The organism is Streptomyces hesseae (assembly GCF_031845785.1).
Taxonomy (GTDB): Bacteria; Actinomycetota; Actinomycetes; order Streptomycetales; family Streptomycetaceae; genus Streptomyces; species Streptomyces hesseae.
Map to the genome: position 1 here is coordinate 124,762 of NZ_JAVRFI010000009.1, position 11,536 is coordinate 136,297.

Annotated in this window: 8 protein-coding genes; 4 read left to right on the plus strand and 4 right to left on the minus strand. The window is 74.5% G+C overall.

The window, feature by feature from the left end:
- Positions 1-123: 123 nt before the first annotated feature.
- The 3 genes from RM609_RS16555 to RM609_RS16565 are packed head-to-tail and all read right to left on the minus strand — an operon-like array spanning position 124 to position 4,912.
- Positions 124-1,350 (minus strand): VWA domain-containing protein, encoded by a 1,227-nt coding sequence (locus RM609_RS16555; RefSeq protein ID WP_311611633.1) that lies wholly within the window; start codon positions 1,348-1,350, stop codon positions 124-126.
- Positions 1,347-3,815 (minus strand): DUF5682 family protein, encoded by a 2,469-nt coding sequence (locus RM609_RS16560; RefSeq protein WP_311611635.1) that lies wholly within the window; start codon positions 3,813-3,815, stop codon positions 1,347-1,349. Before RM609_RS16560 ends, RM609_RS16555 begins: the two co-directional genes overlap by 4 nt.
- Positions 3,812-4,912, minus strand: a complete 1,101-nt coding sequence (locus RM609_RS16565; RefSeq protein WP_311611638.1) for an ATP-binding protein — start codon at positions 4,910-4,912, stop codon at positions 3,812-3,814. The genes RM609_RS16560 and RM609_RS16565 overlap by 4 nt, the downstream gene beginning before the upstream one ends.
- 128 nt (positions 4,913-5,040) lie before the next feature.
- On the opposite strand from RM609_RS16565, the gene RM609_RS16570 reads away from it, so the two are divergent.
- Positions 5,041-6,396: an SWIM zinc finger family protein gene (locus RM609_RS16570; RefSeq protein WP_311611639.1), complete on the plus strand. Its 1,356-nt coding sequence runs from the start codon at positions 5,041-5,043 to the stop codon at positions 6,394-6,396.
- Positions 6,397-6,428: 32 nt separating this feature from the next.
- Positions 6,429-8,084 carry a DUF5691 domain-containing protein gene (locus RM609_RS16575; protein WP_311611641.1) on the plus strand — a complete coding sequence of 552 codons (1,656 nt, stop codon included), beginning with the start codon at positions 6,429-6,431 and terminating at the stop codon, positions 8,082-8,084.
- Here the strand turns inward: RM609_RS16575 and icmB are convergent.
- Positions 8,056-8,463, minus strand: a complete 408-nt coding sequence (gene icmB / locus RM609_RS16580; protein WP_311611642.1) for a coenzyme B12-dependent isobutyryl CoA mutase small subunit — start codon at positions 8,461-8,463, stop codon at positions 8,056-8,058. The genes RM609_RS16575 and icmB overlap by 29 nt on opposite strands.
- Positions 8,464-8,821: 358 nt before the next feature.
- Between icmB and RM609_RS16585 the strand changes: the two genes are divergently transcribed.
- Positions 8,822-9,721, plus strand: coding sequence for an esterase/lipase family protein (locus RM609_RS16585; protein WP_311611643.1), 900 nt, complete (start codon positions 8,822-8,824; stop codon positions 9,719-9,721).
- A gap of 183 nt (positions 9,722-9,904) precedes the next feature.
- A complete protein-coding gene (locus RM609_RS16590; protein ID WP_311611645.1) occupies positions 9,905-11,515 on the plus strand; it encodes a M23 family metallopeptidase in 1,611 nt (536 codons plus the stop codon).
- Positions 11,516-11,536: the final 21 nt, after the last annotated feature.

Here is an 11,536-nt window from a genome sequence, read left to right on the forward strand (position 1 = left end):
CTCGCAGGTTATCCCCGAGGGAGGGACGACCCTAAATCGCAGATCACACTCCGGCCGTGATTACGCTCACAGATCGCGACGACGCCCGCACGCGGTCGGCGGCGATCGGGGTATCCGGGGCCGTCACCGGGGCCGTCGGACGGCCGGGTCGGGTATCGGCAGCGGACGCTTCTCCAGGGCGGCGGCCATGACCTCCGGGAAGAGATCCGGGGTGCAGGCGAAGGCGGGCACGCCCAGGGTGGCCAGGGCCGCCGCGTGGTCGCGGTCGTAGGCGGGGGCCCCCTCGTCGGACAGGGCCAGCAGGGTGACGAACTGGACGCCGGACGCCTTCATCGCGGCGACCCTCTTGAGCATTTCGTCCCGGATGCCCCCCTCGTAGAGATCACTGATGAGGACCACGACCGTCTCGGCCGGCCGGGTGATCCGTGACTGGCAGTAGGCGAGCGCGCGATTGATGTCCGTGCCGCCGCCGAGCTGGGTGCCGAAGAGCACGTCCACCGGGTCGGCCAGCTGGTCGGTGAGGTCGACGACGGCCGTGTCGAAGACGACGAGACGGGTGTCGAGGGCGCGCATGGAGGCGAGGACCGCGCCGAAGACGGAGGCGTGGACGATGGAAGCGGCCATCGAGCCCGACTGGTCAATGCAGAGGATCACCTCCTTCTTCACTGCTTGCGCGGCCCGGCCGTGGCCGATCAGGCGCTCGGGGACGACGGTGCTGTGGTCGGGCAGGTAGTTCTTGAGGTTGGCCCGGATGGTGCGGTTCCAGTCGATGTCGCGGTGGCGGGGGCGGGCGGTCCGCGCGGAGCGGTCGAGGGCGCCGGTGAGCGTGGCGCGGGTCCTGCCGGTAAGGCGGGACTCCAGGTCCGCGACGACCTTGCGGACGACGGCCCGCGCGGTCTCCCTGGTGGCCTCGGGCATCGCCTTGTTGAGGGAGAGGAGGGTGCCGACGAGATGGACGTCGGCCTCGACGGCCTCCAGCATCTCCGGCTCCAGCAGCAGCGCGGACAGCCCGAGGCGGTCGATGGCGTCCCGCTGCATCACCTGAACGACGGAAGCCGGAAAGTACGACCGGATGTCCCCCAGCCAGCGGGCGACACGCGGCGCGGACGCGCCGAGCCCGCCCTGACGCCGGGCGCCCCTGTCGGTCCCGTCCGTCCCGTCCGTCCTGTCCGTCCCGTCCGTCTCGCCGTAGAGCGCGTCCAGCGTCCGGTCCATGGCGGCGTCGGCGCCCGCGAGGCCGCTGCCCGGGCCTCGACCCGTACCGCCCTCCGCACCGAGGACGAGCCGCCAGCGGCGCAGCCGTTCCGCTTCCGCGGTGGTGTGGGTGGTGTAGGTGGTGTCAGTGGTCATACGAGTGCTCCCCCTGGTTGTGCGGACCCGGCCACCGCTTCTGCCCCCAGCAGCAGCCGCATGACCGGCAGAACGGCGGCGGCGCGCTCCGGATCGAGGCCCGGGCCGAAGCCCGGCGCCGCGCCGTGGTCCGGCGGCTGCGGGCCGGCGCCCGGGCCGCCACGGCGTATCCGCTCGCCGAGCGTCCGCCGCACCGCCGGCTCGAACGCGGCGAACGTACGGCGCAGCAGTGGCAGGACGCCGGTGAATGCCTCGGGCGGCACTCCGGTGAGCCATCCGTCGACCAGGCCGAGCAGCCGTTCGTCATGAACGAGCAGCATCCCGCCGGAGCCGCCGCTACCGACGAACCCCTCGACCCAGGCAGCCGCCTCGGCGGGCGGCGTACCGACGGAGAGAACAAGCCCCATCAACCGTTCCGCCCGCTCGTGCGTCAGCCGCCCGCCGTCGAGCAACAACCGCGCGGCCCGCCCCCGTATCCCCCCGGGCAGCCCGTCCCGCTCGGCGAGCACCTTCAGGACGGCAGCCCAGCGGTCACGAAGCCCGGGCGGCGGCGCCGCCAGGGCGGCCGGGGTGGCCGGTGTCGCGACGGCAGACGCAGGCTCGCGGGCGCGACCGGCCCCTCCGGACCCGTCCGGGGCCGAGGGCCGGGCGGCGGTCGTTGGCTCGTCGGGGGTCTCGGCCGTCTCGGCGGCCTCCGCCGTCTCCGCCAGCAACGCCACCGCCTGGTGCACCCCGTCCACATGGCCGCGCATCTCCGCCGCCGCGTCCGCGTCCAGGCCCGCGCAGGCGGCGGGCAGGCCGATGAAGACGCGCTCGGCGAGGCCGGCGGCCACTTCGGCGAGGGCGGCCGTGTTCGTGCGGCGGACGTCGCCGTAGCGCACGGAGCGGACGAGGGCGGGCAGGGCCTGGGCCAGGTGGGCGGTGTCCGGGTCGAGGGCGGCGTGGTCGGTGAGGGCGCGCATGACGACGGGCAGGGCGTCGGGCAGGCCCGCGAGCAGGCACCGTTCGGCCAGGGCGGTGATCGCGGCGAGGGTGGTGGCCTCGCGCGCCAGCGACTCCGCCTTGGCGGTCGCCGCGCTCTCCACCGTCGTGCCCCACGCCCCCGCCTCGGCGAGCCGTACGGACAACTCCGGCTCCCAGCACAGCCGCCAGCTCTCCCGGAAGGTGCCGAGCCCGCCGCGCGAGGGCAGGGGCTCGCCCCAGTCGATGCCGAGGAGCCGCAGCCGGTGCAGCAGCCGACTGCGGGCCGCGTCCGTGTCCTTGCGCAGGTCGAACTCGCAGTCGCGAACGCCCGCTTCGGGCTTGAGCCGCAGCGTGCGCCGCTGCCGGTCCAGGTCGCGCTGGAGGGGTGAGGCGGGCGCGGCGTCGGGGACCTCGCCCAGCACGTCGCCGACGATCAGCCGGTCCCGGACGAGGGCGAGCGGCACGTCCGAGCCGTCGCACATCACGGCGCGGATCGCGTCGACGGTCTCGGCGAGCCCGGCGAGCGGGCGGCCGCGCATCGCGGCGAGGGTCTCGGCGAGCCGTACGGCCTCGATGACGTGCGCGGAGGAGACGGGGTGGCCTTCGGCGCGCAGCAGCCGGGCGACGTCGGTCATCCAGCGCTCGACGGGCCGGTCGGGGGACCGGAAGAGATGCCCGTACCAGCCGGGCGAGGTGACACCGGCGCCGTAACCGCTGTGGCGGGAGAGGCGGCGGTGGGTCCAGGGCACCCAGCCGATCTCGACCTTGGCCTTGGGCAGGCCCTTGAGCGTCTGCCGGTCGGCGGCCACGGTCTGCCGTTCGGCGAGGGCGGGCACGTGCCAGGCGCCGCACACGACCGCGACGGTGTCCCCGAACTCCCGTCGTGCCTCGCGGAGTCTGAGCCGCATGTGGGCTTCCCGGATCGCGTCGCGCTGGGCTTGCGCGGCGTCGCCCTCCTCTCCGAGGGCGGACCGCAGTTCGCCCATGGCCTCGGCGACGGCCTCGAACGGGGCGAGCGGGTCGCCCTCGCCGCGCCGGTGTTCGACGACGTCCTCCCACCAGGTCTCGGGGTCGTCGTACCCGGCGGCTCCGGCGAGCACGGCGAGCGGGTCGGTGCGCGGCGTCGCGGCCACCTCCGGGCCGGGAGTGGTCTCCTCGCCGCCCAGCGCGAGCGTGTGCGCGGCGGGCAGGTCGATGAAGCGGACCGGTACGTCGTGGGCGAGGGCCCAGCGCAGGGCGGTCCACTCCGGGGAGAAGCCGGCGAACGGCCAGAACGCGGCGCGGCCCGGTTCCCCGGCGACGTGGGCGAGCAGGGCCACGGGCGGGCGCATGTCCTCCTCGGCGGCGAGGGCGGCGAGGGCGTCCGCCTCGGGCGGGCCCTCGATCAGCACGGCCGTGGGCCGGCACCGGTCGAGGGCGGCCCGTACGGCCCGTGCGGAGCCCGGGCCGTGGTGGCGCACGCCGAGCAGCACGGGGGCCGCCGGGGCGGCGGTCCCGGTCACGCGGCCACCTCGCGGCAGGCGCGGTAGAAGTCCTTCCAGCCGTCCCGTTCGCGGACGACGGTCTCCAGGTACTCGTGCCAGATCACCCGGTCGGCGGCGGGGTCGCGGACGACCGCGCCGAGGATGCCGGCGGCCACGTCCCCGGCGCGCAGCACGCCGTCACCGAAGTGGGCGGCGAGCGCAAGCCCGCCCGTGACGACGGAGATCGCCTCGGCCGTCGAGAGCGTCCCCGAGGGCGACTTGAGCCTGGTGCGGCCGTCGGTGGTGACGCCGTCGCGCAGCTCGCGGAAGACGGTGACGACGCGGCGGATCTCGTCGATGCCGTCGGGTGCGGCGGGCAGGTCCAGGGAGCGGCCGATCTGGTCGACGCGGCGGGCGACGATGCCGACCTCGTCCTCGGCGGTGGCGGGCAGCGGCAGGACGACCGTGTTGAACCGGCGGCGCAGCGCGCTGGAGAGCTCGTTGACCCCGCGGTCGCGGTCGTTGGCCGTGGCGATGAGGTTGAACCCGCGGACGGCCTGGACCTCCTGGCCCAGCTCGGGGACGGGGAGGGTCTTCTCGGACAGGACGGTGATGAGGGTGTCCTGGACGTCGGCGGGGATGCGGGTCAGCTCCTCGACGCGCGCGGTCATGCCCTCGGCCATGGCCCGCATGACGGGGCTGGGCACGAGCGCGTCGCGGCTGGGGCCTTCGGCGAGCAGCCGGGCGTAGTTCCAGCCGTAGCGGATGGCTTCCTCGGCGGTGCCGGCGGTGCCCTGGACGAGGAGGGTGGAGTCGCCGCTGACGGCGGCGGCGAGATGCTCCGACACCCAGGTCTTGGCGGTGCCGGGCACGCCGAGCAGCAGCAGGGCGCGGTCGGTGGCGAGCGTGGTGACGGCGACCTCGACGATTCTGCGCGGGCCCACGTACTTGGGCGTGATCACGGCGCCGTCGAGCAGCGTGCCGCCGAGCAGATAGGTGGCGACGGCCCACGGCGAGAGTCGCCAACGCTCGGGCCTGGGGCGGTCGTCGGCCGCCGCGAGGGCCTTCAGCTCGTGGGCGAAAGCGTCCTCGGCGTGCGGGCGCAGGGCGTCGGTCTGGATTCCGGGCACGGTCACAAGTCCCCCTCGTCGTGCGGTTCCGGGTGGCGTGAACCACCCTGCACCACCCCACTGACAATCACCCTGACCTGCGGATTCATCACGCCGAGGGCCGATTGTCAGTGGGTCCCCCTACCGTCGGTGACATGAATCCGCAGGGGGAACGCTGGACGGCGGAACGCGTGCTGGAGCTGGCACCTGACGCCGCATCACGCAAGGCGGGCGCGAAGCTCGCGACGCCCGGCCCGTGGTCGGGCGCGGGCGCGCACACGGGCGCGGTCTGGGGGGAGTGCGAGGGCAGCGGCGGCAGGCCGTACCGGACGGTCGTGGATCTGGCGGGGCCGGGTTTCCACTGTTCCTGTCCGAGCCGCAAGTTCCCGTGCAAACACGCGCTGGGGCTGCTGCTGTCGTGGTCGGAGGGCCCGGGGTCCGTTCCGGAGGGGGCGCCGCCGGGCTGGGCGGGTCAGTGGCTGGACAAGCGGCGGCAGCGGGAGTCCGCCGGGTCCGGTGCCGCTGCTTCGGGGACGTCCCGGGGCCCGGCCGACCCGGAGGCCGCGCGCCGCCGGGCGGAGCGCCGCGCGGCGCGGATCGCGGCGGGCGCCTCGGAGCTGGAGCGGCGCCTCGTCGATCTGCTGCGGAGCGGTCTGGCGTCGGCCGACGCCGCCTCGTACGGGCGGTGGGAGGAGACGGCGGCCCGCATGGTCGACGCGCAGGCGCCGGGACTCGCGGCGCGGGTGCGGGAGTTGGCGTCCGTGGCGGGCTCCGGCTCCGGGGCCGGCCGGACCTCCCGGCTCCTGGAGGAGTGCGCGCTGCTGCACACCCTCAACCAGGGGTTCCTCCGGCTGGAGGAGCTGCCGGAGCCCCTGGCGGCGACGGTGCGGGCGCGCGTGGGCATCACGCCGGACACGGCGTCGCTGCTGGCCTCCGCCCCGCTCGTGCGCGACCGGTGGCTCGTCCTGGCCCAGCGGGACGGCGACGACGGCCGGCTGGTCACGCGCCGCGTCTGGCTGCGGGGGCGGGACACGGGCCGGATGGCCCTGCTCCTCTCCTACGGCGCGGCGGGCCGCGCACCCGAGCTGTCGCTCCCCGTCGGTCTCGCCCTGGACGCGGAGCTCGCCTTCCACCCCTCCGCCCGGCCGCTGCGCGCGGTCCTGGGCACCCGGCACGCGGCCCCGGCGCCCGTCCCCGGCCCGCCGCCGGGCGGTGACGCGGAGGAGGCGCTCCGGGCGTACGGCGAGGCACTGCGGGACGACCCGTGGCTGGAGGGCTGGCCGGTGATCCTCTCGGGGGTGGTCCCGGTCCCCGGCGCGGACGGCGGCGACTGGCGACTGGCGGACGCGGATGGCCTGTCGGCCCTCCCGGTGTCCCCAGGCTGCGACGAATCGGCCCTGTGGCGGCTGACGGCGATATCGGGCGGGCACCCGGTGCGGGTGTTCGGCGAGTGCGGGCACCGGGGCTTCACTCCACTGCTGGCCTGGGCACCGGAGCCGGTGGCCCTGTGACGGAAGACAGCCCTGTGACGGAAGGACGTGCGATGACGGAAGGACCTGCGATGAGCACCACCTGGGACGACCTCGTCACCACCGCCCTCCTCGGCACGGACCGCCGCCCCGCCTCCCCCGGGGCGCTGCTCGACGAGGCCGCGTTGCGGACCGTGCGGCGCCGGGCCGCGCTCCTGCCGGCCGCGCCGCCGGGGCCGCTGCCCGAGGCGGCGCCGGAGGACGTCCGGCCGCCCCTGCCGGAGGCCGCCCGGCGCCGGCTGGCGCTGCTGCTCGCCGAGCGCGCGGCGGGCCCCGGAGGTTCCGGGCGCCGGGGCGGCGGCCCGGACCTCACCGAGCTGCTGCCCCAGTGGCTGGCGGCCGCCAACGGCCACGGCTACCGCGCCCCGGAGGCCCTGCTGCCCGGGCTGCTCGACGCGGCGCGGGCCCGTAGCGACCTACGGCCCGGGGCGCTGGCCCTGGGCGGTCCCCGCGCCCTGTGGCTGGCGCGGCTCAACCCGCAGTGGAGATACGCGCTGCGCGACGCCCCGGCGTCGAGCGCGGCACCGGCCGCGACGGAGACGACAGGCACGGCGGAGGCGGTGGACGGCGCCGCGCACAGGGACCAGGTCTGGCAGGAGGGCCTGTTCGCCGAACGCGTGGCCCTGCTGACGTCGCTGCGGCGCCATGCCCCCGCAGCCGCCCGGGAGCTGCTGGCCACGACTTGGGCCCAGGAGCGGGCGGAGGACCGGTTGATGTTCCTGGACACGTTGCGCGACGGGCTCTCCCTCGCCGACGAGCCGTTCCTGGAACGGGCCCTGACGGACCGGGGCCGCACCGTCCGGGCTGTGGCCGCCGAGCTGCTGTCGGCGCTCCCCGCGTCCGCGCTCGCGGGCCGGATGGCGGAGCGGGCCAGGGCCTGCGTCGCCCTGGACCGCACCGGCGGGCGGCCCACGGTGATCGTGGAGGCGCCGCACGAGTGCGACGCCGCGATGCGCCGCGACGGTGTCGTGGCCAAGCCCCCGGCGGGCCGGGGCGAACGGTCCTGGTGGCTGGGCCAGCTCGTGGAGGCGGCCCCGCTGGGGATCTGGTGCGAACGCCTCGGCGTGGCGGGCGCCGCCGAGGCCGTGGCCCTGCCGGTGGCCGACGGCTGGCGGCCCGACCTCCACGCGGCCTGGTGCCGGGCCGCCGTCCGGCAGGGGGACGCGGAGTGGTCACGGGCGCTGCTGGGCCCGGCTGCGTCCCCGCCCGCGCCCTCGGGCGCCTCGTGGCTGGACCCGGCGAAGCTGCTGTCCGCGCTGCCGCCCGGGGAACGGGCCGGATGGGTGGCGGAGTTCATCGCGGCGCACGGCCTGTCGGAGGCGTTCCGGCTGCTCGGGGTGTGCGCGGTGCCCTGGGCGGAGCCCCTGGGCCGGGCGGTGGTGGACGCGCTGGATACCGCGCGGGAGGCGGGCGGCTACCCCTGGAGCTTCAGCGGGGTGATGGGCATGGCCGAGCGCTGTCTGGACCCGGACCAGGCCGACCTGCTGGAGGAGCTCACTGTCCTCCCGTCCGGGCCGGAGGACGCCTCGCCCCACGCCGTCGCTCCCCACGGCGCGGCGGGCTACTGGGCGGAGGCGTATCAGCGGCTCATAGGCACGCTGCGCCTCCGCGCCGTGATGCTGGAGGAGCTCGAGCCCGTCCTCAGACGGCCTGCCGGACGTTGGTGTTGACCCACTCCACGATCGAGGTCGTCGTCGCCCCGGGGGTGAAGATCTCCGCGACGCCCAGTTCCTTGAGCGGGCCGATGTCGGCCTCGGGGATGATGCCGCCGCCGAAGACCTTGATGTCCTCCGCGTCACGCTCCTTCAGCAGCTCCATCACCTTGGCGAAGAGGGTGTTGTGCGCGCCGGAGAGGATGGAGAGGCCGATCGCGTCCGCGTCCTCCTGGATCGCGGTGTCGACGATCTGCTCGGGCGTCTGATGGAGCCCGGTGTAGATGACCTCCATACCGGCGTCGCGCAGCGCCCGCGCGATGACCTTGGCGCCGCGATCATGGCCGTCGAGCCCCGGCTTGGCCACCACCACGCGGATCGGACCGGTCACTCCCATTCACTGCCTCCATGTACATGCGTGTACGTGCCGTCGGCCGCTGTATTCAGCATCCCGCACCCGGCCGTTTCGCGGTGGAGGCCGAGGGGGAAATCACACGTGGGACACCACGTTCGCTACGCACCGCTCCCGTAACCCCCGTCTCACGGGCCACACCGCCCGCTCCGACCACGAGACGCGCCGGGCCACGAGACGCCGGACCACGGGGCGGCCGCGAGGGGAGCCGCGACGAGGCGGCCGCCCCTCTGTGCCGACAGCCGCACGGCACAGAAGGGTGGCCCGCCACGCGCACAGCTGCCCATGAGGGCACACGGGGGACAGGGTCGCCGCTGTGTGCTGTTCGGGAGGTCGGTCGGCCATGGGGGCCTTGCCCTTTCTCTTTACCCTCATACGCTCCTTCACCGCGGCGCGCCCGCGCCCCTCGGGAGCGCTCGTCCGGTCCACGCTGCTGGAGCTGGCGATCCTCACCGTGCACGTGCTGCTCTACCCCACCGGGATCGCCCAGGAGCGCCGCCCGCCGCCCCTCCCCCCACCGGCCCCCGCACCCTCACCCTCCCCCGCCGCACCGGTGGAACGGCCCGAACCGCCCGAGGCGCCCGGCGCACCCACCGGACCGGTGGCGGCGCGCCCGCCCGTCCTGCTCCTCCACGGCTTCATCGACAACCGCTCGGTGTTCGTCCTGCTGCGCCGCTCGCTGCGCCGGCACGGCTGGGACGAGGTGTGGTCCCTCAACTACTCCCTCCTGACCTGCGACATCCGCAAGGCGGCGGCGATGCTCGGCCGGCATGTGGAAGAGGTCTGCCTCAGCACGGGCCGGGAGCGCGTCGACATGGTGGGGCACAGCCTGGGCGGGCTGATCGCGCGCTACTACATCCAGCGGCTCGGCGGCGACGCCCGCGTCCGCACGCTCGTCACCCTCGGCACCCCGCACAGCGGCACCCTGGTGGCCCCCCTCATGACGGCCCATCCTTTGGTGCGGCAGATGCGGCCCGATTCGGACGTCATCACCGAACTCGCCGGGTCCGCTCCCCATTGCACAACGCAATTCATCGGTTTCTGGAGCGACCTGGATCAAATCATGGTGCCCGTGGAAACCGCCCGTATCGATCACCCCGACCTCCACGCCCGCAACGTCCGGGTGTGCGGCGTGGGCCATCTCGCCCTCCCCGTGCACGGGGAGGTGGCCACGGGCATAAGGCAGGCGCTGACCACGGAAGAGCCGTCGGCGGGCGCGGCGGGAGCCGCCTCGGTCGCCTGAGTTCCACAAAAACTTCGAACGCATATCGAACGTCAAGTCGACCCATCATGGCTCAGTCCACCAAAAGGCGGCTAAATGCCCGGCGCTCCGGTGACCGAAACGTGGGGAAGATTGTCGTCGTCGCATACCGCCGGGTACAGTCGCCGCTAATTCTCCTGCTGCCAAGGCGAAATGGATGTGGTGGTGAACGACCGTCACCCGTCGGCGGGCCCGGCTCAGTCCGTGCCCGCTCCCGATGCCCTCTATGGGCACGGGCACTACGTGGCGTACGAGCAGCCATACGCTTCGCAGGGCTACACCGGATACGGCGACCATGCCTCCGGCCACTGGGACACGAACACCGCCGATCAGTGGGGCGCCGGCGCCGGCGGCCACACCCAGACCTGGGACTTCAGCGGTTACGACCTCGGCCACGACGGCACGGGCCAGTACGCCGCCCAGCAGTGGGACACCTCCGGCGGATCCGGCCAGTGGGACCTCTCCGGCACGGCCGCCGCGTCCGCCCAGCCGTCCGCCCATCCCTCCGGGCAGTGGGACACAGGCGCCTGGAGTGCCGCCGGTTCGGCAGCGGGAACCTACGACACGGGCCAGCACCACTCCGGCCAGTGGGATCAGTGGGACACCACTGGGCAGAATCAATACTTCACCCAGCCGGCCCAGCAGCCCGCCCAGTCCTGGGACACGTCCGGCCAGTGGGATTCCGGGCAATGGGACTCCGGCCAGTGGGACCTGAGCGCCCAGGCGACCCAGACCTGGGACGCCGGCGCGTACACGACCGCCGACGAACCGCGGCCCCAGGACCACCCCCAGGCGGAACAGCAGCCCGAGGTGGGGCACACCCCCACCGTCATGGTCGACGTCTCCGGCATCCCCGGCCTCTCCGAGGCCGCCGGTGTCGCCGCCGCCGAGACCCGCGCGATGGTGATCCCCCCGCTGCCGGAGGAGACCGAGGGCATCGGGAACGCCGGAGCCACCGGGGACGACGCCGCGCCGGTGTCGTCCCGGGCACGGAACCGGGCCGAGGTCCCGCACCAGTCCCGTGGCAGCCGCCGCAAGGGCGCCCCCTCCCGCGCCGGTTACCGCCCGCGCCGCAAGGCGCTGCTCACCATCGCCGTCCCCTCGGTCGCCGTCATGGGGGTGGCCGGGATCGCGGCCGCGTCCGTCATGACCGGCGGGCAGAAGGACGCCCAGCAGACCACCGCGGCCGCCGCCCCGGACAACTCCGTCAAGCTCTCCGCCGCCAACAGCAAGCTGGACACCCAGCTCGCCGGCCTCAGCCAGGGCGCCGACGACTTCGCCACCCGCGCCAGCCGCACCCAGGAGCGGATCGACCTCAAGGTCCGCCAGGAGGAAGACCGCAAACGCCAGGCCGAGGAAGCCGCCCGCAAGGAACGCGAACGCCCCAAGTTCGCCCTGCCCGTCGCCCAGCACGGACTCAGCGCCTACTTCGGCCAGGCGGGCGTCAACTGGATGTCGGTGCACACCGGCATCGACTTCCCCGTCAGCTACGGCACGCCCGTCATGGCCGCCAACGACGGCATGGTCAGCACGCAGTACAACGTGGCCTACGGCAACATGGCCAAGGTGACGTCGTCGGACGGCACCGAGACCTGGTACTGCCACCTCAGCAGCTACAAGCTCCGCTCCGGGCCGGTCAAGGCCGGGGACGTCATCGCCTACTCCGGCAACTCCGGCAACTCCACCGGCCCGCACCTCCACTTCGAGGTACACCCCGGCGGCTCGGCCATAGACCCCCTCCCCTGGCTCCGCAGCCACGACCTGGACCCGACGTAACGGGCCGCGCCCCGTAAGGGG